Genomic DNA, 21,210 nt, shown 5'->3' with positions numbered 1-21,210 from the left:
GGAGAGCTGAGGCCTACGGCCTAGCGGTAATGCAGAATACGACCGATGGTGTTCATCAGGATCTGCGCTGCCAGGGTGCTGGTCGAGCCGGTCGGGTCATAGTCGGGCGCAACCTCGACAAGATCGAGACCGACGATCTGGCCGCGCTGGGCCAATCCATCGATGAATTCCAGAACCTCATAATACATGAAGCCGCCGTGGCTGGGCGTTCCCGTGCCCGGCGCGATGGACGGGTCGAAGGCGTCGATATCCAGGGTCAGATAGTAGCGTTTGCCTGCCGGCACCCGCTCCAGCATGCCCTCCACGCCGAGCTTGCGAAAATGCCGTACGGACTGAATGTCCGAGCCCATGCGGCGGGCGTCTTCATAGCCATCGCGTGCCGTTGACGAGACATTGCGGATGCCGATCTGGCTGAGGCCGGTGACATAGGGCTTTTCCGCCGCGCGGCGCATCGAATTGCCATGGCCGTAGCGCACGCCGTGGCGCTCGTCGACGAAATCCAGATGCGCATCGATCTGCACCAGATGGATCGGCTCCTGATCATCAAAGGCGTTGATGCAGGGAATATTGACCGAATGATCGCCGCCCAGCACCACAGGCAACGCTCCGGCCTTGAGAATCTTGCGAACCCCTTCCTCAATGCGCGCATGGCTGCCGATGGTGTCGGTATGGATGATGTCCGCATCGCCAATGTCGATGATGCGGGTGGTATCCGCCGGCAGATAGGTGATGTCGTCCTCAAAATCGTAGGCACCGCCGTGCCCGAAGGAAAACAGCGTCGACGCCTCGCGGATGGCGCGTGGACCCATGCGGGCGCCGGAGCGCCACTGGGTGCCGAAATCGAACGGCGCGCCGAGCACCGCCACATCGGCGTCAATCGCATTCCAGTCGGGTTGATAGGGAAACTTGCCAAAGGTGCAGATGCCGACGAAAGGCAGGTTCAGGCGTCCGCTGTCATATCCATGCGATGTCAAGGCATCTCACTCCGCTGTTGCAGAGGCTCAGTCTAAGCTGATTTCACAGGAAAGATCATCCCCTTCCCCCAGAAAGCAGGCACAACGAAAAACGCCCGAGCTGTGAGCCCGGGCGTTCTGATGACGATCATGCGAAGGTCGGATCAGCGTACGTCGAGGAAGCCGACGATGGCGCGGACGTCCTTGAGGATCGGTTCGGCGATGGCCGAGGCGCGTTCGGCCCCATCCTTCAAGACCTTGTCGATTTCAACCGGATCATCCATCAGACGGCGCATTTCGCCGGTCATCGGGGACAGCTTTTCAACGGCCAGGTCGGACAGCGCCGGCTTGAAGGCCGAGAACTGCTGACCGCCAAAGTCGTCGAGAATGTCCTGTTTGGACTTGCCGGAAAGTGCCGCATAGATGCCGACGAGATTGTCGGCTTCCGGGCGTTCCTTCAGACCATCGGTCTCGGACGGCAGGGCGTCCGCGTCGGTCTTGGCCTTCTTGATCTTCTTGGCAATCGCCTCCGCATCGTCGCGCAGGTTGATGCGCGACAGGTCGGACGGATCGGACTTCGACATCTTCTTGGTGCCGTCGCGCAGCGACATGATGCGGGTGGCGGGCCCGGCGATCATCGGCTCGGTCAGCGGGAAGTAGACCTGCTCCGGCACTTCCGGCGACGGCGTCGGGTTGGGAACACCCAGGCCCAGATCCTTGATGCTGGCGCCAAAGTCGTTGTTGAACTTGGCGGCGATGTCGCGGGTCAGCTCCAGATGCTGCTTCTGGTCGTCACCGACCGGCACATGGGTGGCACGATAGGCCAGAATGTCGGCAGCCATCAGGTTCGGATAGGCAAACAGACCCGCGGAAGCGTTTTCGCGGTTCTTGCCGGCCTTTTCCTTGAACTGGGTCATGCGGTTGAGCCAGCCCATGCGCGCCACACAGTTGAAGATCCATGCCAGTTCCGCATGCTCACGCACCTGGGACTGGTTGAAGATGATCGACTTTTTGGCATCGATGCCAGCTGCGATATAGGCTGCTGTCACTTCACGGGTTGCGTCCCGCAGCACACCGGACTCAGGAAAGCCTGCGGTGATCGCATGAAGGTCAACGACACAGAAGATGGTTTCCATCTGGTCCTGAAGCGGAACCCAGCGGGACACTGCGCCCAGATAATTGCCAAGATGAAGATTGCCCGTCGGCTGAACGCCGGAAAAGACGCGATTTTGAAACGCCGTCATTGTCTGGTCCTGTCTGCAAGCGGCCGGTTGGAAGGGCGCTTGGTGGAATTCATGGTGCGGGCCGGTCTTACGTCACCCGACCCTTGGAACGCAAGAGAAACGCAAACGATCAGAGCTCAGATCTTGCGGCGTCTCAACGCCTTGGCGTGTGCAATCAGATCGCTGCCACCGGTTGCTTGAACCAACACGGCATAGATCACCAGACCGGTTCCCACCAGGAGGGCCAGACCGCCAAGCCGCACCGGCAATGCCCCATCCGCAAACAACGGGGCAAGCCATCCGGCGGCAAAATGCAGGGCGACGCCCATCAGCAGGCTGCAGACCAGCAGGAAGAAAACTTTTCGCAGAATGCGCAGGTCCGGCTGGAAATGCCCGCGATGCCAGAGGGTGAAGATGAGAAGCCCGGTGTTGACCCATCCGGCAATCGTGGTCGCAAGCGCAATGCCGACGTGCTGCAGGCTGGAAAACAGCGCCAGAGACACAGCCACATTCACCACCATGCCGATGGTGGCGAAGATCATCGGCGTTCGGGTGTCCTCCCGGGCGAAGTAACCGGGCGAAAACACCTTGTTGAGGACGAAGGCCGGGAGGCCGAAGGCATAAGCGGCAAGCGCAGCCGAAGTGCCATTGGTCGCCGCCTGATCGAAGGCACCACGCTGAAACAGCACGCCGACGATCTCATGCGGCACGACAGCCAGGGCGACAGACGCCGGCAGGGTCAGGGCAAGCGAAAACTCCAGCGCGTTGTTGAGGCTGCGCTGATAATGGTCGGTCTGCCCGGAGCGCAGCTGACGCGTCAGGCTGGGCAACAGCACCACGCCGATGGCAATGCCGATGACACCCAGCGGCAGCTGATACAGCCGGTCGGCGTAGTACAGCAGCGCGTTGGCGCCATCCTGCATCGAGGCAATCACCTGACCAACCGCGACGTTGATCTGGGTGACGCCGCCGGCGATCACGCCAGGCACACCCAACACCAGCAGCTTTTTCACCGCCGGGGTCATGCGAGGCCGCAGGATGGGAACGGAAATCCCGGCACGGCGCAGGTCGATCAGCACGACAACAAGCTGTAGCAATCCGGCGACGCTGACACCGACAGTGAGGATAATACCGAGGTTGACCGAGGCCGGAACGCCGACGAAAAGCACGACGGCCAGAACAACGCTCATGACGATGTTCAGCATCACCGGCGCAAGGGCTGCAGCGGCAAAACGCTCATAGGTGTTCAGGATGCCACCCAAAAAAGCCAGCGCCGACATGAAGATCAGGTAGGGGAAGGCGATGCGCGACATCAGCACCGTCAGATCAAACTTCTCCGGGTCGTCGACAAACCCCGGTGCCAGAGCCCAGACGACCGCCGGCATGAAAATCTGCGCCAGAGCGGTGATTACCAAAAGGCTGGAAATGAGGCCCGAGCCGATTTCACCTGCAATCTGACGGGCTTTCTCGTCGCCTTCTTCCTCCACCGCGCGACCAAACAGCGGAATGAAGGCGGAGTTGAACGCGCCTTCTGCAAACAGCCGCCGGAACAGATTGGGAAGCCGAAAAGCAACGACAAACGCATCGGCCACCGGGCCGGTGCCGACAGCGGCGGCCAGCAGGGTGTCGCGCACGAACCCCAGAAGACGGCTCGCCATGGTGGCGCCGCCGACGGTGGCGAAGCTGCGAAGGAGGTTCATGTCTACAAGTTCCCGAGGACCGCGATGCGGCTTGAAATGGGCCTAATCTAGCGGCTGACCGAAGCTGACGCGCTGAGATCCAGCTTGCCGTCCACCGCTTCCGCCAGCCGTTCGCGCATGATCTCTTGCCGCCCGATGTTGGCAATCTTTTGTCCGGTCAGATCGGTCACGTAAAACACATCGACCACGCGCTCACCGAAGGTCGAAATATGCGCCGAGCCGATATTGAGGTTCAACGTGGAAATGCAGCGGGTGAGGTCATACAGCAGGCCGGCACGATCGAGACCGGAGACTTCCAGCACCGTGTATTCGTCCGACCAGGAATTGTTGACCAGCACGTCGGCCTCGACCTTGAATGCTTTCACCCGACTCTTGAGCGTGTTCTTGCGCTGGGTCTGCGCCGGCAATGGCACCTCCCCCGACAAAGCCTTGCGGATCAGATCGGCAATGCGTTCGCCTCGCCGGTGTTCGTCCGCATCATCGGGCAGTTCGCGGCTGACAAAAATCGTATCGAGGGCAAAGCCGTCCGTGGTCGTGTCGATCTGCGCATCCACGATGTTGGCGCCAGTGACATAACAGGCCCCGGCAATCGCCGACAGGAGGCGTGGGTGATCCGGCGCCAGAACGGTGACCTCGGTCACCCCTTCAAACGCATGCGGCGTGACCTGGAACGACAGCTGTTCGCCGGTGGCATCGGTCTTGCGGAACAACTCGGCATGGGCCAGAAGACGCTCCGGATCGGTGCGCAGCCAATAGGCCTTGTAGTGGCGGTTGAGATAGCTTTCCCGCTCCGCTTCCGGCCAATCCTTGAGATTTTCAAGCAGGGACTGTTTGGCGTGCTCGACGGTCTGGCTGTGGGAGATGCGGGTGTGGCCGCCGGTCAGATGCAACTCGCACTCATAGTAGAGCGTGCGCAAAAGCTGCCCTTTCCAACCATTGAAAACACCGGGGCCAACGGCGCGAATGTCCGCAACCGTCAGGATCAGCAGCAGTTTCAGCCGCTCCATCGACTGCACCACCTGGGCAAAGTCGTTGATCGTCTTTCGGTCGGAAAGATCACGCGACTGGGCGACGGTGCTCATGTCGAGGTGATGCTCGATCAGCCAGGAGACGGTCTCCGTTTCCGCCGCCGTCAGGCCGAAACGCGGGCACAGTTTGCGTGCTATCCGGGCGCCGGCAATGGAATGGTCTTCCGGGCGCCCCTTGGCAATGTCATGCAGGAACATCGCCACGAACAGCACCTTGCGGTTCTGCAGTGTCTTGATCATGTCGGTCGACAACGGGTGATCTTCGCCGCTGTCACCGCGCTCGATTTCATGCAGAACCCCGATGGAGCGGATCAGATGCTCATCGACGGTGAAGTGGTGGTACATGTTGAACTGCATCATCGCCACGACCTTGCCGAAATCGGGCACGAAACGGCCGAGAACGCCGGTTTCATTCATCTTGCGCAAGGTCTTTTCCGGTGTATTGCGCGATGTCAGAATGGCTACGAACAACCGATTGGCTTCCGGATCCCGGCGCACACCGCTGTCAACCAGCTTCAGCGACCGGCGGATCAGCCGTGTCAGCTCGGGATGCAGGTTGCAGCCATTCTTGTCGGCGATCTGGAAGATCCGGATCAGGTTGACCGGGTCGTCCTTGAAAACGGTGTCCGAGATTGCGTTCAGCCGGTTGTTTTCCACCTCGAACGCCGGATGACCTTCAACCGGACGGGCCGCATTCAACGGACGGCCTCCGCGCAGACGGCGTACAAAACCGCCAATCTGATGGCCGATGTGCTGGCCAAGCGGCTCCTTGACGTGCTGGTCTTCCAGTGCGGCGCAGAAGATGCGGGTCAGATCCCCGACATCCTTGGCCACCAGGAAGTAATGCTTCATGAAGCGCTCGACATCCTTCATGCCCGGGTGCTGGGTGTAGCCCAAACGGATGGCGATCTCACGCTGAACGTCGAACGACAGGCGCTCTTCCGGTCTGCCGGTGAGGAAATGCAGGTGGCAGCGCACTGCCCAGAGGAAATCCTCGCATTTAACAAAGAGGTTATACTCGGACCGCGACAGAACGCCCTTGCGCACCAGGCCGGACTGCTCACGCACCTGATAGTGGTACTTGGCGATCCAGAACAGGGTGTTCAGATCGCGCAGACCGCCTTTGCCTTCCTTGATGTTCGGCTCGACCAGATAGCGCGACACACCCTGTCTGCGGTGACGGGTGTCGCGCTCGGCCAATTTTGCCTCGATGAAGTCGGAGCTTGTGCCTTCGACCACTTCCGCGTTGAAACGCTCCAGCAGCTCGTTGAACAAAGGCTTGTCGCCGCAAATCCGGCGAGCCTCCAGAATGGCCGTGCGGATGGTCATGTCGGAGCGTGAGAGACGGACGCATTCGTCGATGTTGCGCGTCGCGTGACCGACCTTCAGCCCCAGATCCCAGAGCATGTAGAGGATGTATTCCACCACCTGCTCACCCCAGGGGGTCTGCTTGTAGGGCAGAACGAACAGCAGATCGACGTCGGAACCGGGCGCCAGAGTGCCCCGGCCATACCCCCCGACTGCGGCGACCATCAACCGTTCCGCTGCGGAGCGGATCTCTACCCGGTACACATGAGCCAGCGCGAAATCGAAAGTCAGACGGATCAATTCATCCTGCAGATGGGACATGCGCCGGGCGCATTTCAGCCCACCGCCATCCTCCCCGAGACGTTTCTCGACAACGGCGCGCCCGTCAGCCATCGCTTGCTTCAACAGCTTCAGAACCTGGGTCCGCGCTTTCGGAGAGGATCCGTCGCCGCCATTCTTTTCCGCGATGGCCTGAAGCTTCTGCTGCAAAGCAGTGCTGTCGATGATGCCGGTGAGGTCTTCCTTGGGAATCTTCATGAACTCTTGATCGTCGCGCTAATCGAAGACAATGTTGCAGCAAATGACGAAGGCCAGACGCTGAATTCATCCTCTTCATAGAGGTTGCAATATAATGGGCGGTAAAGAACCGTTCGAGATCTCAAGTCCCTAGACCCGATCCTTTGCGGCAGCTGTCCGAACCTGATGCAGCAGGTGAGCGAGGGATTCCGTCGACAGACCACCAATGGCCCCTGCAAGACGGTTGGCCAGCTCGGTTGCCTGCGGCGCCATGCCGGATGTATCGATCGTCACTTTCGGATCCGAGAGTTCAGCCAGGCGCTGAATTTCTTCCGCCTCATCCCAGATCACATTGAAATAGGTGATGATCCGCTGGACCATGAACCAGGTGGGCTTGCCACGCTTGCCATGCTCCAGAGCGGAGAGATAGGCACTGGAGACGGAAAGCTCTTCTGCCATGTCCTTCAGCGACACGCCGCGCTTGTTCCGCAATTCGCGGATTTTTGCTCCCAACGGGGTCACGTCTGTCCTTACCTTCGCCTGCGAATGCGCACATAGAGCGCACCCGAACCACCGTGGCTGATATTTGCCTCTTCATAGCCGATCACCAGCGTCCGCATGTCCGGCAACGCCAGCCACTGCGGCACCACGCGGCGCAACACGCCCCGCTCCTCGCCATGGATACCGCTCCATGACCCGGTGCGCGAGCCCGTGCCGCCCTTGCCTGTAATCACTAGCACAAGTTTGTGACCTCTGCCCTGGGCGTCGTGCAGAAAGCCGCGCAGCCGGGTGTGCGCCTCGTCCTGGCGCAAGCCATGCAAGTCAATGCGCGCATCGATGGGCTTGAGGCCACGCGCCACCTTCTTGCGGACCTTATGCTCCAGCGGATGCAGTGGCGGCGGGCCGGGCGGCGGCTTTGGCGCACGCATCGCCGTTGCCGTCGGAGGGGTCGGCTTTGACGCGGTCTTGCCCGACGCCTGGGAAGCGTCTTCCCGACGGCCATCATCCATCAGCTCGGCAAAGGTGATGTCGTCGGGCCGGACAACCTTGGCTTTTTGAGGCTCCAGCGGGGTCAGCGTTTTCGCCACCTTGCTCCACAGAACCCGATCTTCGTCGGTCAGCTGCTTTTTCGTGCGCCGCTGCTTTTCACTCACTGGCCTCGTGCCCCCATCTCAGGGGCGGAAGAGGCAAGCCCGTTGGGGAGCAGAACCGTCATCGAAACCGGATGGTGCAGATCTCCGGCCTGCTGCCCTGCGGCGTCACCGGATCCGACAAACAGATCACCGCGCGCGGCACCCTTGATCGCCGATCCCGTATCATCGGCAATGACAATGCGGCTGATCCGGGTTGGGCGGCCTTTTTCGCCGGGGATTTCACCGACAAGATACAAAGGCAGACCATAGGAGATATGCGCCGGATCGACGGCCAGACTGCGACCGGGCACCAGCGGCAGGCCCAGCGCCCCTATCGGACCTTGATCCGGGCTCAGGGCTTCGATCTCACGGAAGAAAATATAAGAACGGTTCTGGCGCAAGAGACCGTCAATGCGCTTCGGGTGGTCCGCCAGCCATTGGCGCAGGCCGGACATGGTGAAGTCCTCCGGAGTGCCCTCCCCTGCCAGAACAAGTTGGCGCGCAATCGATGTGTAATCGTGGCCTGTCTTGCCCGCAAAGCCGACCCGCATCACCTCACCGTTTTCCAGACGCAACCGTGCGGAGCCCTGAACGTGAACAAAAAACGCGTCGACCGGGTCGAGATACGCCAGCTCCAGCCCCTCACCGTCGAAGGCGCCATCCATCACCGCTCCGCGATCCGGCAAGGGCAGAAGCTTGCCACCACTGCGGCGCCCATAGGGCAGAGCATGCGACCAGCTGGACGGGCGGTTGGCGGCAGACACCTTGGTGAAGCCCGCCGGAAGGCGCAGCAACGCACTGGAATAACGCTGCGTCTTTTGGCGAGAGGCTGCAAACTCAGGCTCGAAATAGCCGGTCAGGAAGGCTGTGGAACTGACCGTCACAGGCGTGAAACGGGTTTCGAAAAAGCGCCTGGCGGACTGCGGCTCCCTCGCCTCGGCGGCGCTCAGCGCATCATGGCACAGGGCATTTGCCTGCGCCGATGCCATGCGATGCGGACCGGGACGGGTGAGGATTTCGGGTTGGCGGCAGATCCGCAGGAACGCAGAGAGGGCGGCGACATGATCTTCGCGTGCCCAATCAGGCAGATCTGCGAAGGAAGTCATGGTCGGGCGCGTCCCTTTTCCGGTCGAGGTCAAAGCAGCCCCCGGCGCCTCCTGTGCAGCGGCGATACTCGGCTGACCGACAAAACAAGGGCCCGCCACAAGAAAGGCGAGCCCGAAAACCACACGGCATGCGCTGGCCTGAAGCCGCAGGATCATTCCGCGGATTCGGTTGCGACCAGACGCCAGTTGGGATCCCGCGAATTGGTGTCGCGGGCAAAGGTCCATAGATCGACCACATCGGAAACCTTGGTCGGGTCGCCATCGATGATGTGACCTTCGCTGTCCTTGGTGGCGGAGATCAGCTGGCTATGGATCCGGACGGTCACCTGAGCGACGGAGCCCTTGAGCTCAGCCTCGACGATTTCCGCCTTGTCGATGCCGACAAATGAGCTCTCGATGGTTTCGCCACGCTTTTCGCGCTCATCGATCGCAGTCACAAAGCCTTCGTTCACTTCCTTGGACAGAAGCTCCTTCAGGGTTTTGCGGTCGCCGTCGGCGAAAGCCGTGACAATCATTTCATAGGCGCCGGTCGCCCCCTGAATGAACGGGCCCGGCTCGAAGCTGGAGTCAGCAGAGAGAATCTTGCGCAGCGCGTCGTTCAAGGCTGTGCCGGCGGGCGCGATCTTCTCGATCACGGCACCTTCGCCTTTGCCCTGAGATCCTTCAACAGGGCTCTGACCCGGCAGCGGAATGACGTTGCCGCCATCTGCGTCCTGTGTCTGATCCGGCCGGGAAGACTGGGTGTTTTCCGGCTTGGTATAGGGGTCGAACGGCGGGCGCTCATTACCGGTGCGTTTGCCAAGAACCGACCGCAGGCGGAAAATGATAAACACCGCCAAAATCAGAAAGATGATTGTGTAAACGTCGAAGATCTCGCTCATCTCATCCCGTTGGCTCACAGTTCCGGAGCCTATCCATGCCTAAATAACCTGTCTGAAATGTCCGTTGGGCCATGGCCCCGGCTAACATTCCAGCTCGCTGTCTACCTTGATATGTAAGTGTCCTTGAACCAGCATCCAGCCCCCGGAGCAAGGGAAGTTTTCATCTTATGACTAAAACCGGACCGGAAACACTCGAAATTCCCCGTTGAAGTTACTAGGTTAGCTGAAACAACACACGAAACTCGAGGACCCTGTGGGCTTTCTTATTCTTGCCGTCATCATCGGTCTGCCGTTGATTGAAATTATGGTGTTCATTCAGGTGGGCAGCGCCATCGGTGTTCTGCCGACCATTTTGCTGACCGTCGTGACTGCCATGGCCGGGCTGCTGATGCTGCGGACCCAGGGCGTCTCCCTTGTCATGCGTATCCAGTCGGAAATGAACGCCGGCCGGGTGCCCGGACGCGACATGATTCATGGCGCCCTGATGGTTATCGCCAGCATTTTTCTGCTGATCCCGGGCTTCGCCAGTGATGCTGTCGGTCTGGCCCTGTTCATTCCGCCGTTCCGCGACTTCCTCGCCAACATGTTGATTTCACGCGCTAATGTTGTCGTCACAACCACCGAACAACGGTCCGGTCCAGATGGTCCATCGCGCACAGGCCCCGGTGGCGAACCGGTTGTCGATCTGGATGAGGAGGATTGGAAACGCAAGAACGATCCCGACCGAAACTCCGGCCCTGACGCGGGCAACGGACCAGCCCGCCTGAGCCCCTGGAAAGACGACAAGCCAGGTTCATGAATCAGGCAAGGAACGATGGACCTCACACCCTTGTGAAGTCTGCCCCTGTCTTTTCTTGCAGGTCTCGGTCTGATCTTAACTCTCCGCTACGGTAAACCCCGTAGTGTGCGGTCCGGTTTTACAAAACGGATCATCTCATGCAGACCGCTCAACAGAAAAAGCAGCCTCCAATCGGCGCAGAGACGTCATCCGGCACTACGGCAGGCGCGTCGCGGGTCAGTTGGGTCGATATCGCCAAGGGCATCAGCATCTGTCTGGTGGTGATGATGCATTCCGTGTTGGGCGTGGAGAAGGCCGTTGGAGCCGAAGGCTGGATGCATGGCATCGTGGCCTTCTGCCAGCCGTTCCGCATTCCTGCCTTCTTCCTTATCTCCGGGCTGTTTCTGGCGCGTGCCCTCAAGCGCGACTGGGCTGACTTCCTCGATCGAAAGCTGCTGCATTTCGCCTATTTCTATGTGCTTTGGCTGACCCTGCAGTTCATCGTCAAGGCGCCGATCTTTGCCGCTGATGTCGGATGGGGAGGCGTGGTGATGCTCTACCTCACAGCGTTCATCGAACCCTTCGGCACGCTCTGGTTCATCTATCTGTTGCCGCTGTTCGCCATCGTCGTGAAACTGGCGCGCGGATGGAACATCCCCACGATTCCCGTGCTGGCGATTGCGGCCCTGCTGCATCTGGCGCCGATTCACACCGGGTCGGTTCTGATCGATGAATTCGCTTCACGCTTCGTTTTCTTCGTCGCCGGCTATGCCTTCGCCGAGCGGGTGTTTGCAGTCGCTGAATGGGCGCGCTCGAATGGCGCAGTCGTGCTGGCCGCCCTCGTCGGCTGGGGGCTGATCAACGGGGGGCTGGTCGTCTATGGCCTGGAGGGCACACCGGGGATCGCGCTGGTGCTCGGGGGTCTTGGCGCCCTGGCCGTCGCTTCCGTGGCAAGCCTTGCCACCACCCTGCCAATTGGCGGCTTTCTTAGGTTCTTCGGCAAGAACTCGCTGGTGATCTATCTGGCGTTCTTCTTTCCCATGGGGGTCGCGCGCACCATCTTGCTGAAACTCGGTCTCTTCGACATCGGCACAACCTCCCTGCTGGTCACGCTGACGGCGATCCTCAGCCCGCTGGTGCTGAAGGCTCTGATCGACTGGTCCGGCTGGGGCACGTTCTTGTTCGAACGCCCCAACTGGGCACGCCTGGCACCCAAAGCAAAGCCACAGCCGGTCTGAACTGGGTAAGAAAACACCGTCATTTGACGTTTGGACTGTATCACAGTATGATACATATCATCGCATGATCCAGGGATATCGAAACCGTGTGACAGAAGCCTTTGCCAGAGGCGGCCAACCACGTCACTTTCTGGCAAACCTCGAGCGCAAAGCACGTCTGCTTCTCGCTGCTATGGACGCCGCAACCGATCTGAGAGATTTGCGATTTCCTCCGGGAAACAGACTACATTCATTAGACAGGGATCGCGACGGACAATGGTCCGTATCGATCAACATGCAATGGCGCATCTGCTTTATCTGGACGGCAACAGGGCCGGATCAGGTGGAGATCTGCGACTATCACTGAAGATCTGGAGCAGCTCACATGACAGTTCCTGCCTTTCATCCCGGAGAAATCCTGAAGGAGCTCTATCTGGAGCCTCTTGGTCTGAGTGCTGGCAAGCTGGCCAAGGCCCTTGGCTTGGATCGCCAACGCATTCAACGTTTGATCAAACAGGAAACCAGCCTCACCGCCGACACGGCCCTGCATTTGGCCAAAGCGTTCGACACGACCCCGCAGTACTGGCTCAACATGCAAATCAACTACGATCTGCAGAGCGCCGAGAATTCACCCCGGACCAAGGCAGCGCTCGATTCTGTCCAGCGACTGGTGGAGATCGAGCCCGCCTCCATCAGCTGACGGTCCATCTCCTGCCACCACAGGCGACTTCCTTGCGGACAGTGTCGGATTAAGTCTTTCCAGCGGCGTTCCAGCGGGGCATGATCCGCGCCATGTCGACAGAAAACACCGCTGCCCCGCTTGGCACCCCGCTGACGCCCGACGACCACCTGATCCTGGTCGACGGCTCCACCTTCATTTTCCGCGCCTACCACGCGCTGCCGCCTTTGACGCGCAAGCCCGACGGCCTGCCGATTGGCGCCGTTTCCGGCTTCTGCAACATGCTGTGGAAGCTTCTGCAGGAAGGGCTTTCGCCAGAAGAAGGCGATGAGCCGACCCATTTCGCGGTGATCTTCGACCACTCTTCAAAAACATTCCGCTCTGATATCTACCCGGAATACAAGGCGCATCGGCCGGATCCGCCGGAGGATCTGGTGCCGCAGTTCGGGCTGATCCGACAGGCCACCCGCGCCTTTTCCGTCCATTGCATCGAGCAGGAAGGCTTTGAGGCCGATGACCTGATCGCCACCTACGCCGTGCAGGCCGCCGCCCTTGGGGCGCGGGTGACCATTGCATCGGGCGACAAGGACCTGATGCAGCTGATCGGCCCAAAGGTGAAGATGATCGACACCATGAAGGGCAAGACCTTCGAGGAGCCGGACGTCTTTGAAAAATTCGGCGTTGGTCCCGACAAGGTGGTCGAGGTGCAGTCGCTGGCGGGAGACAGCGTCGACAATGTGCCCGGCGTGCCCGGCATCGGCCTGAAAACCGCTGCCCTGCTGATCAACGAATTCGGCGATCTGGAAACCCTCCTGTCGCGCGCCACGGAAATCAAGCAAAACAAGCGCCGGGAAAACCTCATCGAATTCGCCGAACAGGCCCGGGTTTCCAAACAGCTTGTCATGCTGAAGCAGGACGTTCCGGTGGAAATTCCCGTCGGCGATCTGTCAGTCACCGATATTGATGGCCCGAAGGCCGTCGGCTTCCTCAAGGCAATGGGATTCACCACCCTGACCAAGCGCGTGGCCGAGGCGACAGGCGCGGAAGCCGGCAACATCGAACCGGATGACTTTCAGGTACCCGGCTGGGACGTGCCCGACCACAAGGGTCGGCTTTCGGAGAATGCCCCTTCCAACCGTCCGGCCGCTGCCCAGACCAGCTCCAGTGAGACCCTGTCGGTTGCCGATGGCGACCTGATGCTGCCGGCGACGGTGGCCAATGCGCGCACGGAAGCGGCCCGCAACAGTGTGATCGACAGCAGTGCCTATGAGACCGTCACCGCGCTCGACCGGCTGAAGGAATGGGTCGCAGAGGCCTATGAGGTCGGTTATGTGGCGTTTGACACGGAAACCACCTCGCTGGACGCCATGCAGGCGGAGCTGGTCGGTCTGTCGCTGGCGACCGCGCCGGGTCGGGCCTGCTATGTGCCGTTGGGCCATGTCGACGGCGAAGGCGATCTGCTGGGAGGCGGTGGCCTTGTTGCCGGTCAGATTCCCCTGCAGGAAGCGCTTGATGCCCTGAAACCGATGCTGGAAGACCGGGCGGTTCTGAAGATTGCCCAAAACCTGAAGTACGACTGGCTGGTGATGACCCGTTATGGCGTCAACATCGCACCGTTTGATGACACCATGCTGCTCTCCTATGCGCTGGACGCCGGTGTCGGTGGCAACGGCATGGACGAACTGTCTGAACGCTGGCTTGGCCACAAGCCGATCCCGTTCAAGGACATCTGCGGCTCCGGCAAGTCGATGATCACCTTCGACAAGGTGCCGATTGACAAGGCTACCGCCTATGCGGCGGAAGATGCCGACGTCACCCTGCGCCTGTGGCAGGTGCTGAAGCCGCGTCTGGCCTCCGAGCGCATGGCAACGGTCTATGAGACCCTTGAACGCCCGATGGCGCCGGTGCTGGCCCGCATGGAAAAGCGCGGCATTTCCGTCGACCGGCAGATGCTGTCGCGGCTCTCGGGCGATTTCGCCCAAGGTATGGCCGCACTGGAAGACGAAATCCGCGAACTGGCCGGAGAAAGCTTCAACATCGGCTCGCCGAAACAACTTGGCGACATTCTCTTCGGCAAGATGGGACTTCCAGGCGGCAAGAAGACCAAGACCGGCGCCTGGTCGACCTCTGCCAGCGTGCTGGAAGACCTGGCGGCGGAAGGCCATGAGCTGCCGTCGCGCATCGTCTCCTGGCGTCAGTTGTCCAAGCTGAAGTCGACCTATTCCGACGCCCTTCCGGGGTATATTCACCCGGAGACCAAACGTGTTCACACCTCCTATGCGCTGGCGGCGACCACCACCGGACGCCTGTCCTCGTCGGAGCCGAACCTGCAGAACATTCCGGTGCGCACGGAAGCCGGGCGGAAAATCCGCAAGGCCTTTGTCGCAGCCACCGGTCATAAGCTGATCTCGGCCGACTACAGCCAGATCGAACTGCGCGTGCTGGCGCATATGGCCGATATTCCGCAGCTCAAATCGGCGTTTGAGGAGGGGCTCGACATTCACGCCATGACGGCGAGCGAAATGTTCGGCGTGCCGATCGAGGATATGGATCCGATGGTGCGCCGTCGGGCGAAAGCCATCAACTTCGGCATCATTTACGGCATTTCCGCCTTTGGGCTGGCCGCTCAGCTGGGCATTGGCCGGGGCGAGGCCTCCGATTACATCAAGACCTATTTCAGCCGCTTCCCCGGCATCAAGGACTACATGGAGGCGGTGAAAAAGGAAGTGCATGCGAATGGCTATGTGACGACGATCTTTGGCCGCAAGGCACATTATCCCGATGTCAACACGAAGAACCCGAGCATGCGGGCGTTTTATGAGCGCGCAGCCATCAATGCTCCGATCCAGGGTTCAGCCGCCGATATCCTGCGCCGGGCGATGGTGCGGATGGAAGACCGGCTGACTCACTCCAAGCTCGACGCGCAAATGCTGCTGCAGGTGCATGATGAACTGATCTTCGAAGTGCCGGAAGCCCAGGTCGAGGCGACGATCTGCCTGGTGCGCGAGGTGATGGAAAAGGCCTGCGAGCCGGTGCTGCAGCTCTCCGTTCCGCTGCAGGTCGACGCCCGCGCCGCCGACAATTGGGACGAGGCGCACTAACGCCTGACATGCCTTGGGGTCTCAAGGGGATTATCGGTCGTAGGCCGTATGTCCTGCGAGCGAAGCCATCAAGAGGGCGCTGAGAACACTTAATTGGCGGAGACTGTTTGGCGTTCACTCGTCTCGCCTTCAAGATCTGCGATCAGTGCCTTCATCTCTGCGATTTCCTTGACCTGGGCCTCGATAATCCGCTCGGCAAGGTCGCGAACGCGTGGATCGGAAAGTTCCGCGCGGCGGCTGGTAAGGATTGCGATCGAGTGGTGCGGGATCATTGCCTTCATCCAGGCAGCATCCTGAATGGTTTCCTGCGAGCGGACCAAATAGAGCGCGCCGGAGAAAATCACCACGGCAGCTGCAAAGATCGCAATGTTGGCAGTACGATTCCGGTACATGTGCAACATGAAGGCGAGCATCACCACCATCATTGCCGCCCCCATGTACAGCGACATGTACAACCTCGTCTCGCTGAAGAAGACGTGATCGGGCGCATAGGTGTTCAGATACATGAGGCCGAGCATGACCGCTGTCGACGTGGCGATCATTGCGAAAAAGCGAGTGTACGAGCCGTGCATAGCTTACCTCCGGGGACATCGGGTTGGGGTCAGGCACTTCTGACAGCAACGCCGACACTCCGGATATGTTCCCATGGGCGTCTTGTTCGTTCTTGCAGGCCCTTGCGCAACAGGCTCAGGTGCGACGCAGGGATTACTCTAACCCGGCGGCCTTTCTGAGTGCAGCGTTGATGCGGTCCTGCCAGCCGGGGCCTTCGTCCTGAAAATGGGCCAGGACCTCATTGTCGAGACGCAGCGACACACTTTCCTTACCGACAGGAATGACCGGCTTTTGCATCCGAGATGCGACGTCAATCGGCTTGGTCGTGGCTTTTTTGAAAAGCGCTTCAGCCGTGTCGATGGCGCTGGTGTGACGGCGGGGCGGATAGGCCATGTTTTGGGTCCAATTTCAAGAGGATAAGGCTGCAAGTATAAACGGATTGCGGCCACGCTGGTTTTTTTCCTTCCGGTCCAGCGGCGTTTCACACAGTCGGTGCAGGCCTCAAGCCGTTTTCTGAATTTTTGTTCCGTATTCGTTCTTGTTTTCAACCCACAGATGCCCTAACGTAATTTTCGCGATATAAGGGAGCGTCCGATGGTTTCTCGTGTAACGACGTTGGCTTTTCAGGGCATTCAGGCTCTGCCCGTGGATGTGCAGGTGCAAATCGGTGCCGGGATGGTCGGTTTCACCATTGTTGGCCTGCCGGACAAGGCAGTGGGCGAAAGCCGTGAGCGGGTCCGCTCCGCCCTTCAGGCCTGCGGCCTTGCTCTACCCGCCAAGCGGGTGACCGTCAATCTGGCACCCGCCGATCTGCCGAAGGAGGGGTCGCATTACGACCTGCCAATCGCCTTGGGGATCATGGCCGCCATTGGCGCCATTCCAGGTGATCTTCTCGCCTCTTATGCTGTGGTCGGCGAACTCGGGCTGGATGGCCGCTTGGCCCCGGTTACAGGGGTTCTGCCCGCGGCCATGGGAGCCAATGGACTGGGAAAAGGCCTGATCTGCCCAGGCCCCTGTGGTGCGGAAGCCGCCTGGGCCGACGCAGACATGTCGGTTCTCGCCCCTGACAGCCTGTTGCAACTAGTCAATCATTTCGCCGGAACACAAGTTCTCTCACGGCCACAGGCTCGGCTGTCCGCACCAATCACCGCTCTTGCCGATCTGCAAGATGTGCGTGGTCAGGAGACGGCGAAACGGGCGCTGGAAGTGGCGGCAGCCGGCGGACACAATCTTCTCTTCTGCGGGCCACCCGGCGCCGGAAAGTCGATGCTTGCCAGCCGCCTGCCATCGTTGCTTCCTCCCTTGACGCCTAAGGAACTGCTGGAGGTTTCGATGATCGCCTCGATGGCCGGCGAACTGGCCGAGGGCAAGCTGACCGACCGGAGACCGTTCCGCGCCCCGCATCATTCGGCTTCCATGGCCGCTCTGATCGGCGGCGGGCTGAAGGTAAAGCCCGGTGAGGTTTCCCTGGCCCACCACGGCGTGTTGTTTCTCGATGAACTGCCGGAGTTTCAACCGCAAGTGCTCGACAGCCTCCGTCAGCCGCTGGAAGCCGGTGAAGCGGTGATTGCCCGGGCCAACAATCGTGTCTCCTACCCGGCCCGCTTTCAGCTGGTGGCGGCCATGAACCCCTGTCGCTGCGGCTATGCCGGCGAGCCGGGCCACCGCTGCGCCAAGGGGGCGCGCTGCGCCAGCGACTATCAGGCCCGGCTTTCCGGCCCATTTCTCGACCGCATCGATCTGAGGATCGACGTTCCGGCGGTGATGGCCAGCGATCTGATCCGCCCCGCCTCCAGTGAGAAATCGGCTGATGTGGCCGCCAGGGTCGCCTTGGCGCGAGAGCTGCAACAGGAGCGCTATCTGGCGCTGGGGCTGGATCGCATGACCAATGCCCGGGTTCCCGCCGCCTTGCTGGAGCAGGTGGCCAGCCCGGATGCGGCTGGCAAAAAATTGCTGGAAGAAGCTGCCGAGCATTTTCGCCTGAGCGCCCGAGGCTATCACCGGGTGTTGAAACTGGCGCGGACGCTGGCCGATCTGGACGGCGAAGAAAGCCTGCGCAAGATCCATCTGGCCGAAGCCTTGAGCTATCGCGGCCACGAGATGATCCCCCAAGCCGCGTGAAGCAAAAGGCTCGAGCAGCACAGGCACTCAGGTTTTGTGCACCCTTGCCGGCGAAGGTCAAACGGGGTGGATAAGGCAATAAATCATTCGGCCTGAAGGCTTTTTCTCGCCCTATGGCGGGAAACCCTGTCAGATCTGCCTAGCGTTGAGGCGGTTGAGTGAAACGGTTTCTCAAAGGTTACGTCGCATAGTCGGATTCAATCAGACAGAGTTCGCGAGTATCTGACTTTGGGCATGCATCCAACATCCGGCCATACGACCTCCACCCCCCCAGACCAACCGAACCGCTCGGACCTCCGTGCGGAAGAGGCAGAGTTCTCTACGGAGATCGGTCCGGGCGTGGAGCACCAGACTGCCAGCAGTGATCGCACTGGGCAAACGCCTGGGCATGCGTCTGGAGATGGCACCTCTGAAACGGCAGCCTCCGGTACCGTTTCAGACGGTCCGGCAGCGACGGACAAGCCTGCACCTGAAGACGTGCCTTTCAGTGCAGATGCCATCGGCGCTGGTGCCACCAATACGGCTGCCATGGGCTCGCAAAACCCCGATATCACCACCCATGAACCGCCGCCCGCCTTGCTGCTGCTGGCCCTCGTCGGCATTCTCATCGGAGCGCTCGGTGGCCTGACCCTCGTCAGCAACCCGCAGACCCGCTATGCCGGGCTGGCCCTGGTGTTCTTTTCCGGTGCGCTTTGCGTCTGGCGGATGATGGTTGATGATCGCAAGCGCGACCGTCAGGCCCTCGCCATGAAGGATGAGAAGCTGCGCCGTCTGCTCGCTCGCTGCGAAGAACTGGAAGACACCGCCTGGGAGCTGCGCGAAAGCGACGAGCGCCAGGCCAGCATTCTGTCCACGCTGGGCGACATCGTTCTGCGCCGTGACGATGACAACACCGTGGTCTATGCGAATGCCGCAGCCGACGTTGCCTTCGGTCCACGCGACCGGGTGCTGACCGGCTGCATTCTGTCCTTGAACGAACTTGCCACGCACCCCACAGGCACAGCCGCAAAAGCCGGCGCGATGTCGGCCGCTGTGGCCTCCCCCACCACCAACGAGATGGCATCGAGCGGCCCGGAAGGCGGCTCCTCTGCCTTTTCCGACAGGCCGATTGCCTTCGGGGATGTGGAGTTGAAGACGCGGTTTGGCGCGCGCTGGTTCTCCCGCATGGACATCCATGTGCGCGACACGACGACCGACCAACCGCTGGTCCAGACCGTGCTGCGCGATGTCACTGACCGACGCGAGATGGAGGATGAACTGCTGGCTGCCCGGCACTCGGCGGAAAGCTCCAACGAGGCGAAATCCCGCTTTCTGGCCACCGTCAGCCACGAAATCCGCACGCCGCTCAACGGCATTCTCGGCATGGCCACCCTGTTGCGCGATACCCGGCTGACCAAGGAACAGGGCGCCTATATCGAAGCGCTGGAAACCTCCGGCGAAACACTGCTGCTGCTGATTGACGAGGTTCTGGATTTCTCCAAGGTCGAAGCCGGCAAACTTCACATCGAGGCCAACCCCACCCGTCTGACCTCCATCATTGCCAATGTGGTGGAACTGCTGGCCCCCAAGGCCCATGGCAAGGGGCTTGAACTGGGCAGTTTCATCGCGCCCGGTCTGCCGGAAACCGTCACACTGGATTCGACACGTGTGCGGCAGATCCTGTTCAACCTTGCCGGAAACGGCGTAAAATTCACCGAGCATGGCGGCGTCTCCATTCAGGTTCACGGGGCACCGGCTGAAGACGGCGGATCGCTGCTGACGATCGAAGTGCGCGACACGGGCATTGGCTTCCAGCAGGGCGATGCCGATCGCCTGTTCGAGGAATTCGAACAGCTCGACCGTGGACGGGCGCGCAAGTTCGGCGGCACCGGCCTGGGTCTGGCGATAGCCCGCAGACTGACAGAGCTGATGCACGGCAGCATCAGTGCGGAATCCGCCCCTGAAGGAGGCGCCCTCTTCCGCGTCTGCCTGCCTGTCCCCGAAGAGATGATCGCCACCGACGCCACCTCCACCTTTGCCGGCAAAACAATCGTGCTGATCGGCTCTGGTCCGGTGGAAATGCCATTGCTGGCAGAGCGCCTGACCTCCCAGGGCGCCCGGGCCAAGGTGTTTTCCCCCGGAGATCCGGCGCTCGACAACATGCTTGTCGATGCCGACCTGGTCATAGCCGACAATTCCACCTTGTCCGACAGCGCCGGCTGGCTGGCCACGGCACGGCTGTGCGGTTGTCAGGCCCGCGCCGTGGTTCTGGTGTCCCCCTCCGAGCGCGACCGCCTGGATCGACTGCGTGAGGCCGGATACTCCGCCTATCTGATCCGTCCGGTGCGGATGGAAAGCCTTGTCAGCGTTGTTGAAGGCCTGATGGCGAACGATGTCGATGATCAATGTTGGGTCGACTTCAGCGAGCCGCGCAGCCTGCTCACCCAGAGCCGCATCAGCTTTGCCCCGTCCCGGCCGATGAAACTGCTTGTCGCCGAGGACAATGACATCAACCGGCTGCTGACCGACGCGCTGTTGCGCAAACTGGGACATGAGGCGACGCTGGTGCCCGATGGAGAACAGGCGGTAGAGGCTGCTTCAAGCGCGCAATTCGATGCGATCCTGATGGATCTCCACATGCCGGGACTTGACGGCATTGCGGCTATTCGCCGTATCCGCGAGGTCGAGGCAGCCAGTGGAGCGACCTCAACGCCTGTGTTCATGGTGACCGCCGATGTGATGGAGGATGCCAAGCAGAAGGCGGCGAACGCCGGAGCCGCAGGCTATCTGACCAAGCCGCTGACCGTCGAAGCCATCGAGACAGCCCTGAACAGCCTCCCCAAAGGCACCACGGGTCTGACCGGCTCATAAGGCGCCCGACAGAGGTTTCCGATCCTCCCCTTGTTCGCGGATCAGCGCGCCCCATCTGATATTC

General features: G+C 60.7%; 17 protein-coding genes. 7 read left to right on the top strand and 10 right to left on the bottom strand.

Features of this window, described 5'->3' with window-relative positions:
* Nucleotides 1-20 precede the first annotated feature (20 nt).
* The 8 genes from speB to J0X15_RS18480 all read right to left on the bottom strand — a co-directional run bounded on the left by speB (nucleotide 21) and on the right by J0X15_RS18480 (nucleotide 9,848).
* Nucleotides 21-974 carry an agmatinase gene (speB, locus tag J0X15_RS18515; protein ID WP_206944069.1) on the bottom strand — a complete coding sequence of 318 codons (954 nt, stop codon included), beginning with the start codon at nucleotides 972-974 and terminating at the stop codon, nucleotides 21-23.
* A gap of 143 nt (nucleotides 975-1,117) precedes the next feature.
* Entirely contained in the window at nucleotides 1,118-2,197 is a 1,080-nt protein-coding gene (gene trpS, locus J0X15_RS18510) for a tryptophan--tRNA ligase (protein ID WP_206944067.1), read from the bottom strand.
* Nucleotides 2,198-2,313: 116 nt separating this feature from the next.
* Nucleotides 2,314-3,876: a murein biosynthesis integral membrane protein MurJ gene (murJ, locus tag J0X15_RS18505; protein WP_206944065.1), complete on the bottom strand. Its 1,563-nt coding sequence runs from the start codon at nucleotides 3,874-3,876 to the stop codon at nucleotides 2,314-2,316.
* A gap of 47 nt (nucleotides 3,877-3,923) precedes the next feature.
* Nucleotides 3,924-6,749 (bottom strand): [protein-PII] uridylyltransferase, encoded by a 2,826-nt coding sequence (locus tag J0X15_RS18500; protein ID WP_206944063.1) that lies wholly within the window; start codon nucleotides 6,747-6,749, stop codon nucleotides 3,924-3,926.
* Nucleotides 6,750-6,878: 129 nt separating this feature from the next.
* Complete coding sequence (locus J0X15_RS18495; protein WP_206944055.1) at nucleotides 6,879-7,250, bottom strand: helix-turn-helix domain-containing protein; 372 nt, start codon at nucleotides 7,248-7,250, stop codon at nucleotides 6,879-6,881.
* Between the two features lie 8 nt (nucleotides 7,251-7,258).
* Nucleotides 7,259-7,882 (bottom strand): Smr/MutS family protein, encoded by a 624-nt coding sequence (locus J0X15_RS18490; RefSeq protein WP_206944053.1) that lies wholly within the window; start codon nucleotides 7,880-7,882, stop codon nucleotides 7,259-7,261.
* Nucleotides 7,879-8,967 carry a murein transglycosylase A gene (gene mltA, locus J0X15_RS18485; RefSeq protein WP_206944051.1) on the bottom strand — a complete coding sequence of 363 codons (1,089 nt, stop codon included), beginning with the start codon at nucleotides 8,965-8,967 and terminating at the stop codon, nucleotides 7,879-7,881. The genes J0X15_RS18490 and mltA overlap by 4 nt, the downstream gene beginning before the upstream one ends.
* Nucleotides 8,968-9,119: 152 nt before the next feature.
* Nucleotides 9,120-9,848 carry a Tim44/TimA family putative adaptor protein gene (locus J0X15_RS18480; RefSeq protein ID WP_206944049.1) on the bottom strand — a complete coding sequence of 243 codons (729 nt, stop codon included), beginning with the start codon at nucleotides 9,846-9,848 and terminating at the stop codon, nucleotides 9,120-9,122.
* Between the two features lie 253 nt (nucleotides 9,849-10,101).
* On the opposite strand from J0X15_RS18480, the gene J0X15_RS18475 reads away from it, so the two are divergent.
* The 5 genes from J0X15_RS18475 (at nucleotide 10,102) to polA (ending at nucleotide 15,623) form a co-directional block, all read left to right on the top strand.
* Nucleotides 10,102-10,647 (top strand): FxsA family protein, encoded by a 546-nt coding sequence (locus tag J0X15_RS18475; protein ID WP_206944046.1) that lies wholly within the window; start codon nucleotides 10,102-10,104, stop codon nucleotides 10,645-10,647.
* A gap of 137 nt (nucleotides 10,648-10,784) precedes the next feature.
* Nucleotides 10,785-11,864 (top strand): acyltransferase family protein, encoded by a 1,080-nt coding sequence (locus tag J0X15_RS18470; RefSeq protein WP_206944043.1) that lies wholly within the window; start codon nucleotides 10,785-10,787, stop codon nucleotides 11,862-11,864.
* 64 nt (nucleotides 11,865-11,928) lie between these two features.
* Nucleotides 11,929-12,210 carry a type II toxin-antitoxin system RelE/ParE family toxin gene (locus J0X15_RS18465; protein ID WP_206944041.1) on the top strand — a complete coding sequence of 94 codons (282 nt, stop codon included), beginning with the start codon at nucleotides 11,929-11,931 and terminating at the stop codon, nucleotides 12,208-12,210.
* 18 nt (nucleotides 12,211-12,228) lie between these two features.
* A complete protein-coding gene (locus J0X15_RS18460) occupies nucleotides 12,229-12,543 on the top strand; it encodes a HigA family addiction module antitoxin (protein WP_206944031.1) in 315 nt (104 codons plus the stop codon).
* A gap of 80 nt (nucleotides 12,544-12,623) precedes the next feature.
* Nucleotides 12,624-15,623, top strand: a complete 3,000-nt coding sequence (gene polA, locus J0X15_RS18455) for a DNA polymerase I (protein ID WP_206944029.1) — start codon at nucleotides 12,624-12,626, stop codon at nucleotides 15,621-15,623.
* Between the two features lie 89 nt (nucleotides 15,624-15,712).
* Here polA and J0X15_RS18450 read toward each other — a convergent pair whose 3' ends face one another.
* A complete protein-coding gene (locus tag J0X15_RS18450; RefSeq protein WP_209015453.1) occupies nucleotides 15,713-16,195 on the bottom strand; it encodes a DUF305 domain-containing protein in 483 nt (160 codons plus the stop codon).
* A gap of 133 nt (nucleotides 16,196-16,328) precedes the next feature.
* Nucleotides 16,329-16,568 carry a BrnA antitoxin family protein gene (locus tag J0X15_RS18445; RefSeq protein WP_206944027.1) on the bottom strand — a complete coding sequence of 80 codons (240 nt, stop codon included), beginning with the start codon at nucleotides 16,566-16,568 and terminating at the stop codon, nucleotides 16,329-16,331.
* Nucleotides 16,569-16,769: 201 nt separating this feature from the next.
* Between J0X15_RS18445 and J0X15_RS18440 the strand changes: the two genes are divergently transcribed.
* Nucleotides 16,770-18,296 (top strand): YifB family Mg chelatase-like AAA ATPase, encoded by a 1,527-nt coding sequence (locus tag J0X15_RS18440; RefSeq protein WP_206944025.1) that lies wholly within the window; start codon nucleotides 16,770-16,772, stop codon nucleotides 18,294-18,296.
* Between the two features lie 234 nt (nucleotides 18,297-18,530).
* Nucleotides 18,531-21,146, top strand: a complete 2,616-nt coding sequence (locus J0X15_RS18435; RefSeq protein WP_209015452.1) for a response regulator — start codon at nucleotides 18,531-18,533, stop codon at nucleotides 21,144-21,146.
* Nucleotides 21,147-21,210: the final 64 nt, after the last annotated feature.

It is taken from the genome of Roseibium limicola (assembly GCF_017313085.1).
In the GTDB taxonomy this organism is placed as follows: Bacteria; Pseudomonadota; Alphaproteobacteria; order Rhizobiales; family Stappiaceae; genus Roseibium; species Roseibium limicola.
This window is presented reverse-complemented; position numbering and strand designations above follow the sequence as displayed.